20 protein-coding genes are annotated in these 21,908 nt (G+C 71.3%); 10 read left to right on the top strand and 10 right to left on the bottom strand.

Annotated features, from left to right (window positions below):
* Window positions 1–10 precede the first annotated feature (10 nt).
* A complete protein-coding gene (gene rfbA / locus C9J87_RS08430) occupies window positions 11–886 on the top strand; it encodes a glucose-1-phosphate thymidylyltransferase RfbA (protein ID WP_010834153.1) in 876 nt (291 codons plus the stop codon).
* Here rfbA and C9J87_RS08425 read toward each other — a convergent pair.
* The 3 genes from C9J87_RS08425 to C9J87_RS08415 are packed head-to-tail and all read right to left on the bottom strand — an operon-like array spanning window position 880 to window position 3,511.
* Entirely contained in the window at window positions 880–1,545 is a 666-nt protein-coding gene (locus C9J87_RS08425; RefSeq protein WP_107705254.1) for a sugar transferase, read from the bottom strand. The two genes, rfbA and C9J87_RS08425, sit on opposite strands and share 7 nt — an antisense overlap.
* Window positions 1,546–1,589: 44 nt before the next feature.
* Window positions 1,590–2,534 carry a GDP-mannose 4,6-dehydratase gene (locus C9J87_RS08420; RefSeq protein ID WP_107705253.1) on the bottom strand — a complete coding sequence of 315 codons (945 nt, stop codon included), beginning with the start codon at window positions 2,532–2,534 and terminating at the stop codon, window positions 1,590–1,592.
* Complete coding sequence (locus C9J87_RS08415) at window positions 2,531–3,511, bottom strand: GDP-mannose 4,6-dehydratase (protein WP_107705252.1); 981 nt, start codon at window positions 3,509–3,511, stop codon at window positions 2,531–2,533. The genes C9J87_RS08420 and C9J87_RS08415 overlap by 4 nt, the downstream gene beginning before the upstream one ends.
* Window positions 3,512–3,554: 43 nt before the next feature.
* Between C9J87_RS08415 and galE the strand changes: the two genes are divergently transcribed.
* Entirely contained in the window at window positions 3,555–4,574 is a 1,020-nt protein-coding gene (gene galE, locus C9J87_RS08410) for a UDP-glucose 4-epimerase GalE (RefSeq protein WP_107705251.1), read from the top strand.
* A gap of 143 nt (window positions 4,575–4,717) precedes the next feature.
* Window positions 4,718–5,581, top strand: coding sequence for a DUF559 domain-containing protein (locus C9J87_RS08405; RefSeq protein WP_156887246.1), 864 nt, complete (start codon window positions 4,718–4,720; stop codon window positions 5,579–5,581).
* Between the two features lie 51 nt (window positions 5,582–5,632).
* On the opposite strand, the gene kynU is transcribed toward C9J87_RS08405, so the two are convergent.
* Window positions 5,633–6,868 (bottom strand): kynureninase, encoded by a 1,236-nt coding sequence (gene kynU, locus C9J87_RS08400; protein WP_107705250.1) that lies wholly within the window; start codon window positions 6,866–6,868, stop codon window positions 5,633–5,635.
* Window positions 6,865–7,767, bottom strand: a complete 903-nt coding sequence (locus tag C9J87_RS08395; RefSeq protein ID WP_157953152.1) for a dihydropteroate synthase — start codon at window positions 7,765–7,767, stop codon at window positions 6,865–6,867. The genes kynU and C9J87_RS08395 overlap by 4 nt, the downstream gene beginning before the upstream one ends.
* A 24-nt stretch (window positions 7,768–7,791) precedes the next feature.
* Here C9J87_RS08395 and C9J87_RS08390 point away from each other — a divergent pair, with 24 nt between their 5' ends.
* Window positions 7,792–8,466 carry a dihydrofolate reductase family protein gene (locus C9J87_RS08390; RefSeq protein ID WP_107705248.1) on the top strand — a complete coding sequence of 225 codons (675 nt, stop codon included), beginning with the start codon at window positions 7,792–7,794 and terminating at the stop codon, window positions 8,464–8,466.
* Here the strand turns inward: C9J87_RS08390 and fgd are convergent.
* Together fgd and C9J87_RS08380 are read right to left on the bottom strand one after the other, a co-directional pair.
* Window positions 8,450–9,475 (bottom strand): glucose-6-phosphate dehydrogenase (coenzyme-F420), encoded by a 1,026-nt coding sequence (gene fgd, locus C9J87_RS08385; protein ID WP_107705247.1) that lies wholly within the window; start codon window positions 9,473–9,475, stop codon window positions 8,450–8,452. The genes C9J87_RS08390 and fgd overlap by 17 nt on opposite strands.
* Before the next feature lie 11 nt (window positions 9,476–9,486).
* On the bottom strand, window positions 9,487–10,647 hold the full coding sequence (locus C9J87_RS08380) for an acyl-CoA dehydrogenase family protein (protein ID WP_107705246.1): 1,161 nt from the start codon (window positions 10,645–10,647) through the stop codon (window positions 9,487–9,489).
* A 108-nt stretch (window positions 10,648–10,755) separates the two neighbouring features.
* On the opposite strand from C9J87_RS08380, the gene C9J87_RS08375 reads away from it, so the two are divergent.
* From C9J87_RS08375 to C9J87_RS08365, 3 genes are all read left to right on the top strand, one after another.
* Window positions 10,756–11,394 (top strand): hypothetical protein, encoded by a 639-nt coding sequence (locus C9J87_RS08375; protein WP_107705245.1) that lies wholly within the window; start codon window positions 10,756–10,758, stop codon window positions 11,392–11,394.
* Between the two features lie 74 nt (window positions 11,395–11,468).
* Window positions 11,469–12,824 (top strand): MFS transporter, encoded by a 1,356-nt coding sequence (locus tag C9J87_RS08370; protein ID WP_107705244.1) that lies wholly within the window; start codon window positions 11,469–11,471, stop codon window positions 12,822–12,824.
* Between the two features lie 10 nt (window positions 12,825–12,834).
* A complete protein-coding gene (locus C9J87_RS08365; protein ID WP_107705243.1) occupies window positions 12,835–13,431 on the top strand; it encodes a rhomboid family intramembrane serine protease in 597 nt (198 codons plus the stop codon).
* A gap of 46 nt (window positions 13,432–13,477) precedes the next feature.
* On the opposite strand, the gene typA is transcribed toward C9J87_RS08365, so the two are convergent.
* A complete protein-coding gene (gene typA / locus C9J87_RS08360; RefSeq protein ID WP_107705242.1) occupies window positions 13,478–15,364 on the bottom strand; it encodes a translational GTPase TypA in 1,887 nt (628 codons plus the stop codon).
* 163 nt (window positions 15,365–15,527) lie between these two features.
* On the opposite strand from typA, the gene C9J87_RS08355 reads away from it, so the two are divergent.
* The gene (locus tag C9J87_RS08355) at window positions 15,528–16,841 is read left to right on the top strand and encodes a protealysin inhibitor emfourin (RefSeq protein WP_107705241.1); all 1,314 of its coding nucleotides are present in this window, start codon (window positions 15,528–15,530) and stop codon (window positions 16,839–16,841) included.
* A gap of 3 nt (window positions 16,842–16,844) precedes the next feature.
* Here the strand turns inward: C9J87_RS08355 and C9J87_RS08350 are convergent, their stop codons facing one another.
* The gene (locus C9J87_RS08350) at window positions 16,845–17,537 is read right to left on the bottom strand and encodes an aspartate/glutamate racemase family protein (protein WP_107705240.1); all 693 of its coding nucleotides are present in this window, start codon (window positions 17,535–17,537) and stop codon (window positions 16,845–16,847) included.
* 23 nt (window positions 17,538–17,560) lie between these two features.
* Entirely contained in the window at window positions 17,561–18,301 is a 741-nt protein-coding gene (locus C9J87_RS08345) for an SDR family NAD(P)-dependent oxidoreductase (RefSeq protein ID WP_107705239.1), read from the bottom strand.
* Window positions 18,302–18,436: 135 nt separating this feature from the next.
* Here C9J87_RS08345 and C9J87_RS08340 point away from each other — a divergent pair, with 135 nt between their 5' ends.
* Both C9J87_RS08340 and C9J87_RS08335 read left to right on the top strand, forming a co-directional pair.
* Window positions 18,437–19,309 carry a ribonuclease HI family protein gene (locus tag C9J87_RS08340; RefSeq protein ID WP_107705238.1) on the top strand — a complete coding sequence of 291 codons (873 nt, stop codon included), beginning with the start codon at window positions 18,437–18,439 and terminating at the stop codon, window positions 19,307–19,309.
* 46 nt (window positions 19,310–19,355) lie between these two features.
* The gene (locus C9J87_RS08335) at window positions 19,356–21,887 is read left to right on the top strand and encodes an AMP-binding protein (protein ID WP_107705237.1); all 2,532 of its coding nucleotides are present in this window, start codon (window positions 19,356–19,358) and stop codon (window positions 21,885–21,887) included.
* The last annotated feature ends 21 nt before the right edge of the window (window positions 21,888–21,908 follow it).

Genomic DNA, 21,908 nt, shown 5'->3' with positions numbered 1-21,908 from the left:
GGTGGCCGCCATGCGCGGAATCATTCTGGCCGGGGGCACGGGGTCGCGACTGCACCCGATCACCCAGGGCATCAGCAAGCAGCTCGTGCCGGTCTACGACAAGCCGATGATCTACTACCCCCTCTCGACGCTGATGCTGGCGGGGATCCGGGACGTGCTGATCATCACCACGCCGCACGAGGCCGAGGGCTTCCACCGCCTGCTCGGTGACGGCTCCCAGTTCGGCATCAACATCACCTTCGCGGTGCAGCCGAGTCCCGACGGGCTCGCCCAGGCCTTCATCATCGGTGCCGACCACATCGGCAACGAGACGGTCGGGCTCGTGCTCGGCGACAACATCTTCTACGGCACCGGCCTCGGCACCCGGCTGCGACGCTTCGAGGACCTGCAGGGCGCAGCGGTGTTCGGCTACCACGTGGCCGACCCCAAGGCCTACGGCGTGGTCGAGTTCGACGACGAGGGCCGGGCGCTCTCGCTGGAGGAGAAGCCGGAACACCCCAAGAGCCACTTCGCGGTCCCGGGCCTCTATTTCTACGACAACGACGTGATCGGCCACGCCGCCGACCTCGAGCCGTCGGCGCGCGGCGAGCTCGAGATCACCGACCTCAATCGGATCTATCTCGAGCAGGGCAACCTCCAGGTGGAGGTTCTGCCGCGCGGCACCGCGTGGCTCGACACCGGCACCTTCGACTCGCTCAACGACGCGAGCAACTTCGTCCGCACGATCGAGGGCCGGCAGGGCTTCAAGATCGGTGCGCCCGAGGAGGTCGCCTGGCGGATGGGCTTCCTCTCGGATGCCGAGCTGGCCGAGCGCGCCGAACCCCTGGTCAAGAGCGGCTACGGCGCCTACCTCCTCGGACTGCTCGAGGAGCTGCAGGGTCAGTAGGCCCCGCGGCCGCTCATCACGGCGGTGAAGGTGCGGGCCAGGATCACCAGGTCCTGAAGCATCGACCAGTTGTCGACGTAGTGGAGGTCGAGGCGGATCGCCTCGTCCCACGACAGCTCCGAGCGCCCGGAGACCTGCCACAGGCCGGTCATCCCGGGGCGCACGCGCAGTCGTCGCTGCATCTCGTCGGTGTAGGCGCTGACCTCGGTCGGCAGTGGCGGGCGGGGCCCCACCAGGCTCATCTCGCCGCGCAGCACGTTGACCAGCTGGGGCAGCTCGTCCAGCGAGAAACGGCGCAGCCACACGCCCGGTCTCGTGATGCGGGGGTCGTCGCGCAGCTTGAACAGGCCCTCGGTGTGCCCGCTCCGGGTCTGCAGGTCGGGCAGCAGGTCCTCGGCGTCGACCACCATCGAGCGCAGCTTGAGACACCTGAAGTGCTCGCCGTCGCGACCGACGCGGCGCTGCCGGAACAACACGGGGCCGCGGTCGTGCAGGTGGATGCGGGCCGCGGCCAGCGCGATCACCGGCGCGAAAAGCACCAGCAGGGCGAGCGCCCCCGCGACGTCGAAGGTGCGCTTGGCCCAGCGGGTCGCGGCGGCAGAGCGCACGGTGTCCGCACTCTCCAGCCTCACGCTCGACCTCGCCTCGACGGTGTTCATGCCCTTGACAACGCTGACAACCCTCTCAGGTCACCGCGCCATCGTCAGGTGATCTCACGAAGGTCTGCTTCGACCATGGCCGAGACGACGCCGTCGAAGTCGACGGTGGGGGCCCAGCCGAGCCGTTCGCGGGCCCGCGAGGCGTCGCCCGTGAGGTCGGTGGCGTCGGCCGGTCGGGTCAGCGCGGCGTCGCTGCTCACCAGCCCTTCCCAGTCGCTGATGCCGGCGTGCCGGAAGGCGGTGGCCACGAAGTCGCGGACGGTGTGGCCCACGCCCGTGGCGATGACGTAGTCGGCCGGCTCGTCGGCCCGGGCGGCCCGCACCATCGCGTCGACGTAGTCGGGCGCCCAACCCCAGTCGCGGCGGGCGTCGAGGTTGCCGAGGGTGAGGCTCTCGGCCCGCCCCTGGGCGATGGCAGCGACGCCGGCCGTGATCTTGCGGGTCACGAATCTCGTCGGCCGGCGCGGGGACTCGTGGTTGTAGAGCACCAGGCTGGAGGCGTGCACGCCTCGCTGGCGGTGTACGGCGACCGTGAGATGTGCGAAGGCCTTCGCGGCGCCGTACGGGTTGAGCGGGCGGACGGGCGTGTGCTCGGTCTGCGGCGAGTGGTCGGGCTGCCCGAAGATCTCCGCGCTGGAGGCCTGGACGATCCGCACGTGGTCGCCGACCAGCCGCGCCGACTCCATCAGGGCGACGGCCGCGAAGCCGTTGACCCGCGCCGTCAGGTCGGGCTCGTCCCACGACTGCGCGACCGAGCTGATCGCCGCGAGGTTGTAGACCTCGTCGGGCGCCAGGTCGAGCACGAGCCGTCGGGTGGCCTCGACGTCGGCGAGGTCGCCGACGTGCAGGGTCACCTCGGGCGGGCAGTACGGCGGAGACGCGTCGTCGCGCAGGACGAGGGCGTGCACCTCGGTGCCCTCGGCGAGCAGCCGCTCGGCGAGGTAGCTGCCGTCCTGGCCGCCGATGCCGGTGACCAGGGCCCGGGTCACCAGCCCGCCTTCAGGGCGGCGACGTCGGCGTCGACCATCATGGCGACGAGCTCCTCGAAGCGGACCGTCGGCTCCCAGCCGAGAACCTCGCGCGCCTTGCTGGCGTCGCCGATCAGCTCGTCCACCTCGGCGGGGCGCATGAACGCAGGGTCCTGACGGACGTAGCGCTTCCAGTCGTCGATGCCGACGTGGGCGAACGCGACCCGGACCAGCTCCTCGATCGTGTGGGTCTCGCCGGTCGCGATGACGTAGTCGTCGGCCTCGGGCTGCTGCAGCATCCGCCACATGGCGTCGACGTAGTCACCGGCGAAGCCCCAGTCGCGGCGCGCGTCGAGGTTGCCCATCACCAGCTCGTCCTGCATGCCGAGCTTGATCGCGGCGACGGCCTTGCTGACCTTGCGGGTGACGAACTCCTCGCCGCGTCGCGGGGACTCGTGGTTGAACAGGATCCCGGAGCTGGCGTGCATGCCGTAGGACTCGCGGTAGTTGATCGTCATGTAGTGGCCGTAGACCTTGCTCACGCCATAGGGCGAGCGCGGCCACAGCAGCGTCGACTCGCGCTGCGGGGTCTCCTGCACCTTCCCGAACATCTCCGAGCTCGACGCCTGGTAGAACCGCACCGACGACGGGTCGTCGCCGCAGTGCAGCCGGACCGCCTCGAGGAGGTTGAGCACCCCGATCGCGGTGACGTCGCTGGTGACGAAGGCGTTCTCCCAGGAGTACGCCACGAAGCTGACCGCACCCAGGTTGTAGACCTCGTCCGGCTGCGACTCGCGCAGCGCCCGCATCAGGCTGGACAGGTCGGTGAGGTCACCGTTGTGCAGCCGGACGTCGGGCACGAGGCGCTCGACGAGCTCGCGTCGCGGGTTGTTCTGGCCGCGGATCACGCCATGGACGTCATACCCCTTCGCGAGCAGCAGCTCAGCGAGGTAGAGGCCGTCCTGGCCGGTGATGCCGGTGATGAGTGCGGTGGGCATGAGGGTGAGTCTGGCAGTCCCGTTGGCCGTAGGCTTCCGCACCATGAAGATCCTGGTCACCGGCGGCGCCGGCTACATCGGCTCGCACACGGTTCTCGAGCTGCTCTCCCACGGACACGACGTCGAGGTGCTCGACAACTTCGACAACTCCTCGGCCGAGTCGATCCGGCGGGTGGAGAAGCTGGCCGGGCGCACCGTGCGGGTGCACGAGCTCGACCTGCGCGACGAGCCGGCGGTGACGGCGCTGTTCGCCGCCGGTGGCTACGACTCGGTGATCCACTTCGCCGGCCTCAAGGCGGTGGGGGAGAGCGTGGCGAAGCCGCTCGCCTACTACGGCAACAACCTCGAGTCCACCCTCGTCCTGCTGCGCGCCATGGCTGCCTCCGACACCCGCCAGCTGGTCTTCTCCTCCTCCGCGACGGTGTACGGCGACCACGCCCCCGTGCCCTACCAGGAGGACCACGAGCCGCTGGGCGCCAACAACCCCTACGGCTGGACCAAGGTGATGATCGAGCAGGTCCTGCGCGACGTCGCCGCGTCCGACTCGTCGTGGCGCATCGGCATCCTGCGCTACTTCAACCCCGTGGGGGCCCACGAGTCGGGCGAGATCGGGGAGGACCCGTCGGGCATCCCCAACAACCTCACCCCCTACATCGCCCAGGTCGCGGTCGGCCGACGCGAGTCGCTGACCGTCTTCGGCGACGACTACGACACCCCCGACGGCACCCCGCTGCGCGACTACATCCACGTCCTTGACCTCGCGTCGGGCCACGTCGCCGCGCTGGAGCACCTCGCCGCCATGGAGGGTGGCGCCCGCGCGTGGAACCTCGGCACCGGCCACGGCTCGTCGGTCCTCGAGGTGATCGCGGCCTTCGAGAAGGCGACCGGCGTGAAGGTCCCCTACACCGTCGGCCCGCGCCGCTCCGGCGACCTGACCGAGTCCTTCGGCGACCCCACCCGCGCCGAGGCCGAGCTGGGCTGGAAGGCCACCCGCTCCATCGACGACATGCTCACCGACCTGTGGCGCTGGCAGTCGCAGAACGCCGAGGGCTTCGGGGGCTGATCCACCACCAGCTGCAGGCAGTTGGGACGCGGCGCTGCGGCTGTCACGCTCCGCAACGCCGTACGGCGCCTCGAACTGCCTGCAGTTGATCGCCTGTGGATGACGGGCGACGCCTGAGCGCGATCCCGGGCAAGGTGGAGGGCATGACTCCACTGGCCGCTCTCGAGGAGCTCGGGTGCGTGGCCAGCCGCAAGCAGTTGGTGGCCATGGGCGTGCCGATCACGGCCATCACGAAGGCGCTGGAGGCCAAGGAGATCACCCGCGTCCGGCACGGCAAGTACGTCGCCGGCGACGGGGCAGGCCTGATCGCGACGGCCGAAGCCCTCGGCGGCGTGGTGTCGCACCTGAGTGCGGCGCTGCACTACGAGTGGACCCTCAAGTCCGTCCCGAGCCGGTCGACCATCACCCTCCCACGCACCTCACGGGCCGTGTCCGGCTTCGAATGCCACTGGCGCCCGCTCCGGACCGATGAGCTCGAAGACCGCGTGACCTCGCGCATCGACACAGTGATCGCGTGCGCTCGCAGCTATGACTACGACGTGGCTTTGTGCGTGGCCGACTCCGCCCTTCGCGAGCGCACCGTGACCCAGACCCAGCTCATCGCGGCGGCGCTGGCGTCACCCAGGTCGGGTCGAGCGAAGGCACTCCGAGTCGCGAGGGACGCCGACTACCGGTCCGCCAATGCCTTCGAGTCCTGCACCCGGGCGATCGCCAACTCGGTGCCAGGCCTGTGTGTGCGGCCGCAGGCATGGATCGGTCGTACGGCGCGGGTCGATCTGCTGGACAAGGAGCTCGGCATCGTCGTCGAGTGTGAATCCTTCGCGCACCACGGGACCAAGGAAGCGCTTGCACGAGACGTGAGGCGCTACACCGCGCTTGCGCGGCTCGGGTACGTCGTCGTCCGGTTCACCTGGGCCGAGGTGATGTACGCGCCCGACTACGTCCGTCAGGCGCTGGCCGACGTGGTCGCGGTCCGCCAACTGCAGGCAGTTCGGATGCCGATCTGAGTGACTGAGCGTGGAGGCGAAGCCAACGGCGTTGAGCTGCCTGCAGTTGAGTCAGGTGACGGCGTTCCGGGTCGCGTAGCGCGGCTCGCGCCAGACCTCGGTCGTCAGGACCTCGGCGAGCACGTCGACGGCGTCCCACACATCGGCGTACCCGACGTAGAGGGGCGTGAAGCCGAAGCGCATCAGGTCGGGAGCGCGGAAGTCGCCGATGACGCCGCGCTCTATCAGGGCCTGCATGGGGGCGTAGCCGTCCTCGTGGCGCAGGGACACCTGGCTGCCGCGCACGGCGTGCTCGCGGGGGGTGACGACCGAGACGTGCTCGCCGACGCGGGCCTCGACGAGCGAGATGAACAGGTCGGTCAGGGCCAGGCTCTTGGTGCGTACGGCGCCGAGGTCGACCCGGTCCCAGATCTCCAGGCTGGCCTCGAGCCCGGCGCAGCTGAGCAGGTGCGGGGTGCCGACGAGGAAGCGGCTGATCCCGGGCGCGGGCTCGTAGTCGGGCGTGAACGCGAACGGGTCGGCGTGGCCGTGCCAGCCCGACAACGGCTGGGTGGCGGCGTCCTGGTGCTCGCTCGCGACGTAGATGAACGCGGGGGAGCCCGGGCCGCCGTTGACGTACTTGTAGGTGCACCCGACCGCGAAGTCCGCACCGCAGCCGTCGAGGTCGACCGGCAGGGCGCCGACGCTGTGGCACAGGTCCCAGATCATCAACGCGCCTGCGGCGTGCACCTGGGCGGTGACGGCAGCCATGTCGTACATCCGGCCCGTGCGGTAGTCGACGTGGGTGAGCACGACCGCAGCCACGTCCTCGTCGAGGACGTCGGCCAGGGTGGGGCCGTCCGCGGCGATCAGCCGGTGCTCGTGGGTCGAGCCGGAGGCGCCCTGCATGATGTAGAGGTCGGTGGGGAAGTTGTCGCGATCGCCGACGACCGCGGTGCGGCCGGGACGCAGGGACAGCGCGGCGGTCAGGGCCTTGAACATGTTGACCGAGGTCGAGTCACAGACCACGACCTGGCCCGGCCCGGCCCCGACGAGCCGGCCGACCCGGTCACCGAGGGTGCGGGGCGCCTCGAACCAGCCGGCGTCGTTCCAGCTGCGGATCAGGCCCTGGCCCCACTCCTGGGTGACGACGCGCTGCAGGTGCTCGGCGGTGCGGACGGGCAGGGCGCCGAGGGAGTTGCCGTCGAGGTAGATCACGCCGTCGGGCAGCACGAACTCGTCGCGATGGGCGGCGAGCGGGTCGCTCGCGTCGAGCGCCACGCAGGCCTCACGGGTCATCGCGGTCATCGGACCTCCAGGGCTGACAGGGCTGCGAGCACGACCCGCAGGTGGGGGACTTCGTGGACCCGCAGCAGCTGCGCGCCACCCAGGGACGCCAGCACGGCGTAGAACCCCTCGGCCTTGCGGAACTCGTCGCCGAACAGGTCGTAGGTGTGCGGCAGCACGTTGCAGACCGGGACGCCGAGCGGGCGCAGCCGGAACGTCTGCGACAGCACCCGCGTCTGGTGCCGGGCGCGCCCGACCGGGTCGAGCAGGTTGCCGTAGTGGAAGCCCATGCCCGGATCGATGATGACCTTGTCGACGCCCAGCGCGCGGGCCCGTTCGAGGCGTACGGCGAAGTGCTCGAGCAGCACGGGGATCGGGTCGGCCTGGGGCGGGACGTCGGAGGCCTCGCGCACGTTGGCGACCTCGCCGAAGCACATCACGACCGCCGCGTCGTGCTCGGCCGCGAGGGTGAGCATCTCCTCCTCGTGCTCGCGGCCGGTCATGTTCAGGATCCGCGCGCCTGCCTGCAGGCAGGCAGTCACGACGCGGGGCTCGTAGGTCTCCACGGAGACCAGCGCGTGCTCGGCCAGGCCCTCGACCGCGGGCACCAGGGTCGCGATCTGGGCATCGGGGCCGACCCGGGCAGCCTTGGCGTTGCTCGACTCGGCGCCGAGGTCGATGATGGCGGCGCCCTGTGCTGCCTGGACCCGTCCCATCCGGACGGCGTCCGCGGGCGACGTCGCGACGCTCTCGCGGTAGGTCGAGTCGCGGGAGAGGTTGACGCAGCCCATCAGCGTCACCGGGCCGTCACCGATCGTGACCGGGCCCTGCGGCCCGTCGAGCACGACCGGCGTCACCGGCGAGCGCCAGGCATCGCCGTACTCGTGCTGGAGGGAGGCGAGGTCGGCGAGCGTGATCACGAGCCACACTCTAGGTTGGGCGCCATGGAGCTTGTCGGCATGCGGGACCTGGACGACGAGGCCCTGGCGGCTGCCTACGCGCCGCGCGGCGAGCCCTGGCTGCGGGTCAACTTCGTCAGCACGGTCGACGGTGCCGCCCAGGACGGCGACGGGCTGAGCAAGAGCATCAACAACGCGGCCGACAAGCGGGTCTTCAACCTGCTGCGCAGGCAGGCGGACTGCCTCGTCGTCGGGGCCGGGACGCTGCGCGCCGAGGGCTACGACGTCCCGCGGCTGCCGCTCGTCGTGGTCAGCCGCTCCGGGCAGGTGCCCGAGGGGCTGGTCGGTGCCCCCGCCGGCAGGGTCACGATGGCGACCGTCGCGAGCGCGCCCCACCTGGCCGAGACGACGGCCCTGCTCGGGTCGGAGAACACTCTGGTGCTCGGCGAGGACGAGGTCGACCTGGTGGCGCTCAAGGCGGAGCTGGCGCAGCGCGGCTGGGTGGACCAGCTGAGCGAGGGCGGACCGCACCTGTTCGGGTCGATGGTCGCCGCGGGTGTGGTCGACGAGCTGTGCCACACGATCGTGCCGCGCCTCATCGGCGGCGCCCACCTGCGGATCATGGCCGGGGTGGACGTCGACGTCGCGCTGGAGCCGGTGTCCCTGCTCGAGCAGGACGGGACGTTGCTGGGGCGCTGGCTGGTCAGCCCGGCAGGCTGATGCCCTCGGCTGCCGCGCGGGCGCGCAGCCGGGGCAGCACGTCCTTCTCGTACGCCGCCATGAACCGCGCCTGGTCGGGACCCGGCGCGTGGAAGACGAGGTGGCGGAAGCCCATCTCGACGTAGGCCCAGATCTTCTCGACGTGCTCGTCGGGGTCGCTGGAGACGATGAAGCGCGAGGCCGTGCGCTCGACGGGCAGGGCGTCGGCGAGGCGCTGCATCTCGATCGGGTCCTCGACGCCGGTCTTCTCCTCGCTGGAGAGCGCGAGCGCGCCCCAGAAGCGGGTGTCGTCCATCGCCCGGGACAGGTCCTCGTCGAAGGAGACCTTGACCTCGATCATCAGGTCGAGGTCGTCCAGCGTCCGGTCCGACTTGGCCGCACCCTCGGCGAGTGCGGGCAGCAGCGTGTCGACGTACAGCGAACGGCCCTTCCCGCTGGTGCAGATGAACCCGTCGCCCACCCGGCCGGCGAGCCGCGTGGCGGAGGGGCCCGACGCGGCGACGTACAACGGGACGGGCTGCTCGGGGAGGTCGTAGATGGTGGCGTTGGCGAGCTGGTAGTAGTCGCCCTCGAAGCTCACGCGCTCGCCGGCCCACAGCGACTGGATGACCTGCAACGCCTCCTTGAGCCGGGCGAAGCGCTCCTTGCCCTCGGGCCACTCGAGGCCGAGCGGCGCCTCGTTGAGCGACTCCCCGGAACCGACACCGAGGATGATCCGGCCCGGTGCCAGGCAGCCCAGGGTCGCGAAGGCCTGAGCGATCACGCCGGGGTGGTAGCGGAAGGTCGGGGTCAGGACGCTGGTGCCGAGGGTGACGCGGCTGGTGCGCGCGGCGACCGCGCCGAGCCAGGGGAGCGCGGCCGGGGCGTGCCCGCCGTCGTGGCGCCAAGGCTGCAGGTGGTCGCTGATGAAGACCGAGTCGAAGCCGGAGTCCTCGGCCAGCACGGCCAGGTCAGCGAGCTCGCGCGGGGCGAACTGCTCGGATGACGCCTTGTAGCCGAACCTCAGCATGGGGCTGCCCTTCAGGAGATCGTGCCGGAGTTGTTCTTGGCGAGCGAGCGCGAGATGACCATGCGCTGGATCTGGTTGGTGCCCTCGAAGATCTGCATGACCTTGGCCTCGCGCATGTAGCGCTCGACCGGGAAGTCGCGGGTGTAGCCGTAGCCACCGAGCACCTGGACGGCGTCGGTGGTGACCTTCATGGCGTTGTCGGTGGCGACCATCTTGGCGATCGAGGCCTCCCGGGAGAAGGGGAGGCCGGCGTCCTTCAGGCGCGCTGCGTGCAGGGTGGTGGCGCGGGCCGACTGCACCGCGGCCTCCATGTCGGCCAGCACGAAGGCCAGCCCCTGGTGCTCGATGATCGCCTTGCCGAAGGTCTCCCGCTCGCGGGCATAGGCCACGGCCGAGTCCAGCGCACCCTGCGCGAGGCCGGTCGCGACGGCGGCGATGCCGAGTCGGCCGGAGTCGAGGCCGGCCAGCGCGATCTTCAGGCCCTCGCCCTCCGCGCCGAGGCGACGCTCGGCGGGGATGCGGACGTCGTCGAAGCGCATCGTGGCGGTGGCCGACCCGGTCAGGCCCATCTTGCGCTCGGGTGCGTCGGCGCTGAGGCCCTCGCTGGCGGCCGGGACCAGGAAGCAGCTGATGCCGTTGCGGTCGTCGGAGGTCCGCGCCATCACCTTGTAGAAGTCGGCGTGGCCGCCGTGCGTGGTCCAGGCCTTCGCACCGTTGAGGACGTAGGAGTCGCCGTCGCGGCGGGCGGTCGTCTTCATGGCCGCGGGATCCGAGCCGGCGTGCGCCTCGGAGAGGCAGTAGGCGCCGAGCAGCGAGCCGCCGAGCATGTCGGGCAGCCACTGCGCCTTCTGCTCCTCGGTGCCCGCGGTGAACAGGCCGAAGCACGACAGCGCGTGCACCGAGACGCCGACGCCGACCGAGGACCAGACGGCCGCGATCTCCTCGAGCACCTGCAGGTAGACCTCGTAGGGCTGGCCGCCGCCACCGTGCTCCTCGGGGTAGGGCAGACCGAGGATCCCGGCGTCGCCGAGCATCCTGAAGACGTCACGCGGGAAGGTCTCGGTCGCCTCCGCCTCGGCGGAGCGCGGAGCGAGCTCCTTGGCGGCGATCTCGCGGACGAGCTTGAGCAGCTCGACTGCTTCTTCGGACGGCAGGGTGCGGGACGCGGTCATGAGCCGGACGTTACCCGTGTCACGTCGAGCCCCTGCTGGGTAGTCCGTCCGGGCCATCTCGTGCTGTTCCCGCTTGTTGTCGCGTGCGCCCGGCTAGGTTCGTCCAGCATGGGCGACCGATGGCTACCGTACGCCGCAGCGGCCCTCGCCTCGGGCGCGTGCGCCCTCGTCATGGGTGCCCTCACGCTGCCGTCCTCGCCCAACGGCACCGAGCTGGTCAGCACCCTGCAGGCGTCTCCCGATCGCTGGCTGATGGCGTCGGCGGCCTTCATGTTCGCCGCCTTCGCGCTGACCCTCGGCATCCCGACGTTCCTGCACCTGCTGCCCCAGCGCGGGCGGACGACCGGTCACGTCGGGGCCGTGGTCTTCGCCTTCGGCACCATCGGCACGGCGGGGTACGCCGCCATGCTGATCCTGTTCCGCGCGCTCGTCGTCAACGTGGGGATCGATGCGGGCGCGGTCGAGGCGCTCTCCGGTGACGCGGGGCTCTCGGTCTACATAGGCGCGTTCGTGGCGGCCTTCGTGGTGGGGCTGGTGCTCCAGGGCGTCGCCCTGCTGATGGCAGGCACGCTCCCGCGCTGGATCCCGGTGCTGATGATCGGCTATGCCATGACCGTGCCGATGGTGCGACTGCTCCCCGACGGGTGGCAGGGCTGGCACAGTGCGATCCTCGGCGCCGCGCTGATCGGTGTCGCGGTCAGCGCCAACGAGTCGTGGTCCGGCACGGGCCTGCGCAGGCAGAGCTAGCCGCACCCGACCAGGAGGGCTGAGCGGCGGAGGTGCGGGAATCAAAGCGACCACCTCGAGTGTTGCGCCCTCATGTGAGCCAGACGAAGACGACCGAGGTGGAGGCCGTCGACGACTCCCGGCGTGTCTCACTCCTGCTGGGCCTTCTCTTCGGGCTGGCCGGCATGGGGTCCTCGTCAGCCGCGATCGCGTTGCCGCTCATGGCCACGGACCTCGGCGTCAGCGTCGGCAACGCCGCCTGGACCATCAGCCTCTATGCGCTCATGCTCGCGGTCACCACTGCGGTCTACGGCCGCGTGAGCGACCTGGTCGGCGTGCGCCTCCCGCTGTTGTTCGGGATCACCTTGATGACCGGAGGTGCGATCGCCGCAGCTTTCGCTCCCTCGTTCGAGGTGCTCCTCGTAGCGCGCATCTTCCAAGGCGCCGGTGCGGCAGCCGTGCCGACACTGGGCGTCGCGGCCCTGAGCGCGCGATATGACGGCCCGGTGCGCGGCCTGGCGCTCGGCCGTCTGGCAGGCGTGGCCGCCGCGGTCAGCTGCCTCGGTCCGCTCGTAGGTGGACTGGTCGAGCACACCCTCGGCTGGCGGGCCGTGATGGCCCTGCCGATCCTGGGTGTGCTGGTGCTCCCCTTCGTCTGGCGTGCCCTGGCGGGTGGCGGCAGTGGTGCCCGACTCGACATCCTCGGTGCCGTGCTCGTGGCCGGCACGTCGGGTGGACTGGTGCTGCTCGTGCAGTCGCCGACCAGTGGCCTGACCATCGCCGCCGTCGGTGCCCTCCTCCTCGTCCTGGGTGCGCCGCTGGTGGCGCTGCGGGTGCGCCACCGGCCGCACGGCTTCCTGCCCCTGTCCGTGGTGCGCAACGGCGTGGTGGTGCGGTCGGCGATCGCGGCGGCGGCGATGCCCGCCTCGTGGTTCGCGCTGCTGATCGGGGTCCCGGCCGTGCTCGTGCACGCGGGCTGGCAGCCTTGGGAGGTCGGGCTGCTGCTGGCACCGAGCGCCGTGATCGCCATGCTGGTGCCGCGGGTCGCGGGGCCGCTCCTCGAACGCATCGGGGGTTCCTGGAGCCTTGCGGTCGCGGCCGTGATCGCAGCGCTGTCGATGCTCATGGCGGCGCTGGGCACGCACCTGGTCGCGCCCGTCCCGGTCGCGCTCGCGGTCGTCTTCGCCACCGTGTCCTTCGGCCTCGGCCAGCCAGCCCTGATCGCCAAGGTCGGGGACGCGGTGCACATCGACGTACGGGGCGTGGCGCTGGGCATCGCGACCCTGCTGTTCCTCGTCGGCGGCAGCGTCGGCTCGGCCGTCGTGGCCGGCCTGGGGGAGGTGATCGGGATCCCGGGCAGCCTTGCGGCCCTCGCCGTCCTCCCGGTGGTCGGTCTGCTGATCCTGGCGCCGGACCTGCGCCGCGTCACGCGCCCCCACCTGCCCTCGTAGGCTCGACGGCGTGAGCCCATCGACATACGACACTCGACGCGGCCCCCAGTGGCGGGTCGCCGGCGTGTGGAGCGCGGGCTTCGTCGCGGTGCTCTGGCTCTCCGAGATCATCGACACCGCCCTGGGCAACCGCCTCGACGCGGAGGGCATCCGGCCCGGCAGCACCGACGGGCTGAGCGGGATCCTGTTCGCGCCGCTGCTGCACGGCGGCTTCGGCCACCTGATCGCCAACACCGTGCCGCTGCTCGTCCTCGGCTTCCTGGTGCTGCTGTCCGGGCTGCGCCAGTGGGTCGCGGTCACCGCCGGGGTCTGGCTGATCGGCGGCGTGGGCACCTGGCTGTTCGGCGGGATCGGCACCGTGCACATCGGCGCGTCCGGAGTGGTGTTCGGCTGGCTGGCCTACCTCGTCGTGCGCGGGGTCTTCACCCGCCAGCCGTGGCAGATCCTCCTCGGGATCGCGGTGTTCCTGGTGTACGGCGGCGCCCTGTGGGGCGTGTTCCCGGGCCAGCCCGGGATCTCGTGGCAGGGCCACCTCTTCGGCGCGGTCGGTGGCATCGTGGTCGCCTGGATGCTGGCGGACCGCGGCGCCGTACGCCGAAATGCGTGACGCCGGGCCAGCGGCGCGAACCACTGACCCGGCGTGACAGCTGGACCTACTTGTTGGCCTTACGCGACGCGGAGGCCGTCTTGGCGCGGGCGTTGGCGTCGAGCACGACCTTGCGGATGCGCACCGCGTCGGGGGTGACCTCGACGCACTCGTCGTCGCGACAGAACTCCAGGCACTGCTCCAGCGACAGCTTGCGCGGCGGGATCAGCTTCTCGAAGTTGTCGGAGGTGGCGGACCGGATGTTGGTCTGCTGCTTCTCCTTGGTGATGTTGACGTCCATGTCGTCGGCGCGGGAGTTCTCGCCGATGATCATGCCCTCGTAGACCTCGGTCGTGGGCTCGACGAACATGATCCCCCGCTCCTGCAGGTTGGTCATGGCGTAGGCCGTCGCGGCGCCCTTGCGGTCGGCGACGAGCGAGCCGTTGGTGCGCGAGCGGATCTCGCCGGCCCACGGCTCGTAGCCCTCGGAGATGCCGTGCGCGATGCCGGTGCCGCGGGTGTCGGTGAGGAACTGGGTGCGGAATCCGATCAGGCCGCGCGCCGGGACCAGGAACTCCATGCGGACCCAGCCGGTGCCGTGGTTGGTCATCTGCTCCATGCGGCCCTTGCGGGCAGCGAGCAGCTCGGTGATGGTGCCGAGGTATTCCTCGGGGGCGTCGATGGTGAGGCGCTCGAACGGCTCGTGCACCTTGCCGTTGACCTCCTTGGTGACCACCTGCGGCTTGCCGACGGTCAGCTCGAAGCCCTCGCGACGCATCTGCTCGACCAGGATGGCCAGCGCCAGCTCACCGCGGCCCTGCACCTCCCAGGCGTCGGGGCGCTCGGTCGGGAGGATACGCAGGGACACGTTGCCGACGAGCTCGCTGTCGAGGCGGTCCTTGACGAGGCGGGCGGTGACCTTGCCGCCCTTGACCCGGCCGACGAGCGGGGACGTGTTGGTGCCGATCGTCATCGAGATGGCGGGCTCGTCGACGTGGATGAGCGGCAGCGCGACCGGGTTCTCGGGGTCGGCCAGGGTCTCACCGATGGTGATCTCCGGGATGCCCGCGATGGCGACGATGTCGCCGGGGCCGGCCGACTCGCCCGGCTGGCGCTCGAGGCCCTCGGTGACGAGGAGCTCGGTGATCTTGACGTTCTTGACCTCGCCGTCGCGGCGCATCCAGGCGACGGTCTGGCCCTTCTTCAGGGTGCCCTCGTGGACGCGGACCAGCGCGAGCCGGCCGAGGAACGGCGAGGCGTCGAGGTTGGTGACGTGGGCCTGCAGCGGCGCGCCCTCGGTGTAGACGGGGGCGGGGATGGTCTCGAGGATCGTCTTGAACAGCGGCTCGAGGTCGCTGCCCTCGGGCATGGTGCCGTCCTCGGGAGCCGTGAGGCTGGCGATGCCGGCGCGGCCCGAGGCGTAGACGACGGGGAAGTCGAGGGCTTCCTGGCTGTGGCTCTCGTCGAGGAGGTCCATGAAGAGCTCGTAGGTCTCGTCGACGACCTCGGCGATGCGGGCGTCGCTGCGGTCGGTCTTGTTGACGACCAGGATCACCGGCATGTCGGCGTTGAGCGCCTTGCGCAGCACGAAGCGGGTCTGGGGGAGCGGGCCCTCGGACGCGTCGACCAGCAGGACGATGCCGTCCACCATGGACAGGCCGCGCTCGACCTCGCCACCGAAGTCCGCGTGGCCGGGGGTGTCGATGATGTTGATGACCATCGGCTCGCCGCCACCGGCGGGACCGGCGTAGTGCACCGCGGTGTTCTTCGCGAGGATCGTGATGCCCTTCTCGCGCTCGAGGTCACCGGAGTCCATGACCCGCTCGGCAACGCTCTCGGCCTGGTGGGCCGTGAAGGCGCCCGCCTGACGGAGCATGGCGTCCACGAGCGTGGTCTTGCCGTGGTCGACGTGGGCGACGATGGCGACGTTGCGGAGGTCTGAGCGTGCAGGCATGCGAAAAGCACTCGCTTTCAAGTAATGAGGGCGCGGGTTAGACGCGCCGCCCAAGGCTACCGGGGTCCGGAGCAGGCCCCGAATCCCAGCGGTGACCGACCGTGCTCCGGCACACACCAACGGGTCTGTTGTGTTGTCGGTGTGAGCGGGTAGACCTGTGTGCATGGACAACTCCCGGGACCGCTGCACCTTCATCCCACCGTGGCTGCTCGAGCGGGTCGGTGCAACCGACGCGCTCGCCCTCGACGAGCAGCTGCGTGCCCGGCGCAGCGCCCGCGCCGCCGAGCCCCGCACGTCCGCGGCCCGGGCTGTCGACGTCCCCGCCTGGACAGTGCACGACGCCGGCAGCCAGACGCAGCTCCCGGGCCGGCCGGTGCGTTCCGCGGGGCAGGCGGCGACCGGGGACGCGGCAGTCGACGAGGCCGCCGACGCGATCACCGCGACGCTGGCCATGTTCGCCGATGCCTTCTCCCGCTCGTCCTACGACGACGCGGGTGCTCCCGTGAGCATCACCGTCCACTACGGCCGCGACTACGACAACGCCTTCTGGGACGGCAAGCAGCTGGTGTTCGGCGACGGTGACGCCAAGGTCTTCGAGCGCTTCACCAAGAGTGCCGACGTGCTCGCCCACGAGTTCGGGCACGCCGTGACCGAGCACACGGCAGGCCTCAAGTACCAGGACCAGGCAGGCGCGCTCAACGAGTCGGTCTCCGACGTCTTCGCCGCCTGCTTCAAGCAGCACCTGGCCGGCGAGTCCGCCGCGGAGGGCGACTGGCTGATCGGGGAGGGGATCTTCGTGGCCGGCATCGGCGCCCGGGCGCTGCGCGACATGGCGGCTCCCGGCACCGCCTACGACGACCCCACGCTCGGCACCGACCCGCAGGTCGGCCACATGGACGACTACATCGAGACCGACGAGGACAACGGCGGCGTCCACCTCAACTCCGGCATCCCCAACCGCGCCTTCCAGCTCGCGGCCACGGCGATCGGCGGCTCCAGCCTCGAGGGCGCAGGCCGGGTCTGGTACGCCGCACTGACCTCTGGCGACCTCACGCCGACCGCCGACTTCGCGGCCTTCGCGGCGGCCACCGTCGCGGCGGCCGGTGAGCACGCCGAGGCAGTGCGACTGGCCTGGGAACAGGTCGGCGTCACGGGCCGCGTGCCGTCGGCGCCGGCCCGGGGCCCGGTCCCGGCGGGTCCCGAGGGCGTGGTCCGGGTCAGGCGCTCGGGCGGGTTCGCCGGCCGGATCGAGGAGGGCACCGTCTCGCTCGCCGAGGCCGATGAGGGCGTGCGGGCCCTCGTGGAGCGCATCGACCTCGATGCTGCGGCGGCCAGCGCTGCGGCGTACAGGCGGATGCCGGACATGTTCGTCTACACGTTCCAGGTCGCCGACGGCGATCCGGTCACGCTGCCGGAGCAGGCGCTGTCGGGCGACCTGCACGCGCTCGCCTCGCTGGTGCTGCGACGCGACCAGTGACGATCAGTCGGCGAGGGCCTGGTCGATCGCTGCCTGCACGTGCAGCGTCGTGCACGGGATCGCCGGCAGCTCGATGTCGGCCTGGCGGATCAGCAGCTCGAGCTCGGTGCAGCCGAGCAGGATCGCGCCGGCGCCGGCGTCCCACAGCTCTTCGGTGATCGCGACGACCCGGCGACGGGTGGCGTCGACGACGTTGCCGTGGACGAGCTCGTCGTAGATCGCGTCGTTGAGCGTGTCGTGGTGCTTCGCGTCGGGGACCAGCACGGTGACGCCGTGCTGGGCGAGACGATCGACGAAGAAGGAGTCCTCCATCGCGACCTTGGTGCCGATCAGGCCCACGGTCGAGTGTCCGCCCTGCTTGCACGCCTCGGCGACGACGTCACCGAGGTGCAGCAGCGGGATGTCCACGGCGTCGGCGACCGCGTCGGCGACCTTGTGGAACGTCGTCGTGCAGAGCAGCAGGAAGTCGGCGCCGCCGCGCTCGACCCCGCGGGCGGCCTCGGCCAGCAGCTCACCGATCTGGTCCCAGCGCTCGTGCTCCTCGAGGTCGGTGAGCTCGGCGAAGTCCACGGTGCTGAGCACGACCTTCGGCGAGGAGAGCCCGCCGAGTCGTTCCTGCACACCGAGGTTGAGGTCGCGGTAGTAGACGAGGCTGGATTCCCAGCTCATGCCGCCGATGAGTCCGATGGTCTGCACGGCGGCAGTCTCTCAGATCCTGCTCAGGCCCGGTGCACCTTGTGCGCCGCGGCCTGGGCGCGGGGCTTGATCACGAGCTCGTCGACGTTGACGTGGGAGGGGAGCGAGGCGATCCAGCGGACGGCCTCGGCGATGTCGTCGGCGACGAGCGGGTCGGCAACGCCGGCATAGACGGCGTCCGCGGCAGCCTGGTCGCCGCCGAAGCGCACGAGCGAGAACTCCTCGGTGTGCACCATGCCGGGAGCGACCTCCGAGATCCGGATCGGCTCGCCGTTGAGCTCGAGGCGCAGCGTCTCGGTCACGACGCGGGTCGCGTGCTTGGCCGCGGTGTAGCCGCCGCCCTTCTCGTAGGCCCAGCGCCCGGCGGTCGAGCCGATGTTGACGACCAGTCCGTCACCGCTCGCGCGCAGCGCGGGCAGCAGCGCCTGGGTGACGCGCATCAGGCCGACCACGTTGACGTCGTACATCGCCCGCCACTGGTCGGGGTCGGCCGACTCGATCGGGTCGGAGCCGAAGGCGCCACCGGCGTTGTTGACCAGCACGTGCACGGTGTCGACGCGAGCCGCCAGCGCGGCGACCGAGTCCGCGTCGGTGACGTCGAGCTCGATGGCCGCGCCGCCGATCTCCTCGGCCAGTGCCTCGATCCGGTCGGTACGTCGAGCGGCGCACACCACCCGGAAGCCCTCGCCCGCCAGGGCGCGCGCGGTGGCCGCGCCGATCCCGCTGGACGCTCCGGTGACGACGGCAGTCTTCTCCTGGGTCATGTGGCAATCATGCCGGTCCCGTGCGTGGCGTAGTTAAGTGAGAGTTCGTGGTGATCCGGCCATTTGCCGACAAGTTCTCACTTGACTACGCCCGGCCGGGTCGGCCACGCACCCACGCCCTGATTGGATGCTCCCGTGATCATCGCGGCAGCAGACGGCTCGGCACTCGGCAACCCAGGACCCGCAGGGTGGGCGTGGTACGTCGACGACTCGTGCTGGGCCTCGGGCGGCTGGCCGCACGGCACCAACAACATGGGCGAGCTGATGGCCGTCCTGGACCTCCTCCAGCAGACCGCGCACCTCGACGACGACCTGCTCGTCTACTGCGACAGCACCTACGTCATCAACGCCGTCACCAAGTGGATGGCCGGCTGGAAGCGCAAGGGCTGGAAGACGGGCGCCGGCCAGCCCGTGAAGAACGTCGAGCTGATGAAGGCGCTCGACGCGGCGATGCGACCCAACGTGAAGTTTGAGTGGGTCAAGGGCCACTCCGGTCACGTGCTCAACGAGGCGGCCGACGTGCGGGCGAACGCCGCCGCAGCGGCGTACCAGGCAGGGCGCGTGGCAGACCCGGGTCCGGGCTTCGTCGGCAGCAGCACCGCCCACCCGGCCGCCGCGGTCGGCCAGGTCGAGGAGGAGCCCGACCTGTTCTCCGACCTCGAGGTCGCCACGACCGACGAGGAGCAGGTCGTCGCCCTCGAGCGCTCGCTGCTCGCCGACGAGGTGCGCGGCGACCCCGCGACCGTGGCCGCCCTGCTGCACCCGCAGTGGCAGGAGATCGGCGCGTCCGGTCGGCTCTGGACGCGCGAGGACACGCTCGCCGAGATCGGTCCGCTGGCCGAGCCGGTGACCCTCGACGTCATCTCCGCCTCGCGGGTCGCGCCCGACCTGATCCTGCTCGTGTGGCGGGCCTCGTCCGACGAGGGGACCCGGCTGCGCAGCTCGCTGTGGCAGCGCACCGGCGGTCAGTGGCAGCAGCGCTTCCACCAGGGCACCGCCGAAGCGTGACGCACGCGATATGGCGTAGGTAAGCCTTACCTTCTAATGTTGGTGGGTGACCACCACCCCGCACCTCGGGCGCGCCGCCAGGCCGCTCGAGACCCACCTCGCCTCCTTCGGCGACCGGGTCGCGCTGCGGGCGGGTGGCACCACGCTGTCGTACGCCGACCTCGCCGGTCGCGTCCGCGACCTGGCCGACTCCTATGCCGGCGCCAGGCGGCTGGTCCTGCTGACGCCCGGCCAGGACATCGAGTCGGTCGTCGAATACCTCGGCGCGCTCGCGGCCGACCAGGTGGTGGTCGTCGCGGGCGGACGCACCGAGGCGCTGATCGAGGCCTGGGACCCCGACGTCGTGGTGGGCGCGGAGGGGCGTGAGGTCCGGCGTGACGGCTCCGTCCACCAGCTGCACCCCGACCTCTCGCTGCTGCTCTCGACCAGCGGCACGACCGGCTCGCCCAAGCTGGTGCGCCTCGGCCGCGACGGCATGCTGGCCAACGCCGCCGCCATCGCCGCATCCCTGTCGATCCGCCCCGACGACGTCGCGGCGATGACGCTGCCGCTGCACTACTGCTACGGCCTCTCGGTCCTGCACAGCCACCTCTTCGTCGGCGCGGGTCTGCTGCTCACCGACGCCTCCGTCCTCGACGAGGCCTTCTGGGACGACGTCGCCACCCACCGCGTCACCACCATCCCCGGCGTCCCGCACACCTTCGAGCTGCTCGAGCGCAGCGGCTTCGCCGAGCGATCGACGCCCTCGCTGCGGACCCTGACCCAGGCCGGTGGCCGGATGGCACCCGAGCGGGTCCGGGCGTTCGCCGAGCTCGGCCAGCGCCGCGGCTTCGACCTGTTCGTGATGTACGGCGCCACCGAGGCCACCGCCCGCATGAGCGTGCTGCCCTCCGACCTCGCCGCGACCGCGCCGACCTCGATCGGTCGCCCGCTGGCTGGGACCGGCTTCCGGCTCGACCGGCCCAACGCCGAGGGCGTCGGCGAGCTCGTCTTCTCCGGGCCCAACGTCATGCTCGGCTATGCCACCGCGCCCGCCGACCTCGCGCTCGGCCGCACCGTCACCGAGCTGCGCACCGGCGACCTCGCGCGCGAGCGCCCCGACGGCCTGTGGGAGGTCGTCGGCCGGTGCAACCGGCTCGCGAAGGTCTGCGGGCTCCGCCTCGACCTCGACCACGTCGAGCGGGCGCTGGGCGATCGCGGGTTCGTGGTGGCCGCCGCCGACGGGGGCGCCCGCCTCGTCATCGGCATCACCGACGGCGCCCGGCCCGTCGACGTACCCACCCTCCTGGCTGTCGCAGCCGAGGTCACGGGACTGCCCACCGCGCTGGTCGACGTCGTGGTGCTGGCCGACCTGCCGCGACTGGCCAACGGCAAGATCGACTACCGCGCGCTCGCGGAAGGTCGCCATGGTTTCGACACGTTCGGCGCTGGCGCGCCTCACTGCTCAACCAGCGGTGGAGGACGTGTCACGCCCGCCGACGTCACCGCCCTCTTCGCGACCGTCCTCGCGCGCCCCGACGCCCAGCCGACCCAGTCCTTCGTCGACCTCGGTGGCGACTCGCTCTCCTACGTCGAGGCGTCGCTCCGGCTCGAGCGGCTGCTCGGCGAGCTGCCCTCCGGGTGGCAGGCACTGCCGGCGGCGGCGCTGGCCGACGCAGCCGGGCGCCGCACGTGGGGTCGCGCGGTCGAGACCAACGTCGTGCTGCGGGCGCTGGCGATCTTCACGATCGTGGCGTCGCACGCCAACCTCGTCGTGCTGATGGGCGGCGCCCACGTGCTGCTCGCCGTCGTCGGTTTCAACCTCGGCCGCTTCCAGCTCGGCGACCAGCCGCGCCGCCAGCGCGTCCGTGCGATGGGCCGCGCCGCGGTGCGGGTCGTGGTCCCCTCGGTAGCCGTGATCGGCACCGTCGCGGCGTTCTCCGCCGACATCACCTGGAAGCAGGCCGCGCTCATCACCTCCTTCACGGAGTGGACGTGGTCCGAGCCGAGGTGGAGCTACTGGTTCATCGAGGCGCTCGCCCTTTCCACTCTGGTGCTGGCCGCCCTGCTCGCCGTCCCGGCGGTGGACCGCGCGTCGCGCCGGTGGCCGCTGGCCCTGCCCGTGGCGCTGACGATCGCGCTGGCGCCCGCCCGCTTCGACCTCGTCGGCATCCCCGGCGACCACGTCCACCGGCTCAACGGCATGCTCTGGCTGGTGACGCTCGGCTGGGCGATCTCCAAGGCCCGAACGGTCCCGCAGCGGCTGCTCGTGAGCGCGCTCGCGCTCTGGCTGGCGCCGGGCTTCTTCATCGTCGGGGGCCCGGTGCGCCCGGCCTACCTCGTGCTCGGCCTGCTCGTGCTGATCTGGCTGCCCCGGCTCCGGCTGCCCGCCCTCGCCGCATCGCTCGTCGGCGTGCTCGCTGCGTCCTCGCTGTGGATCTATCTCCTGCACTGGCAGGTCTACCCCCACTTCGAGCTGTCCTCGCCCGTGCTCGCGACGGTGCTCTCGCTGGCCGTGGGCGTGGCGGCGGCCGAGGGCGTGCGGCGCGGCGGACCGCTCGTGCGCACACGCCTGGCTGACCGCCTCGGGAATCGCTGACGCACACGCGGTGTTCAACCC

Origin of the sequence: Nocardioides allogilvus, assembly GCF_003047285.1 — a bacterium.
Lineage (GTDB): Bacteria > Actinomycetota > Actinomycetes > Propionibacteriales > Nocardioidaceae > Nocardioides > Nocardioides allogilvus.
This window is presented reverse-complemented; position numbering and strand designations above follow the sequence as displayed.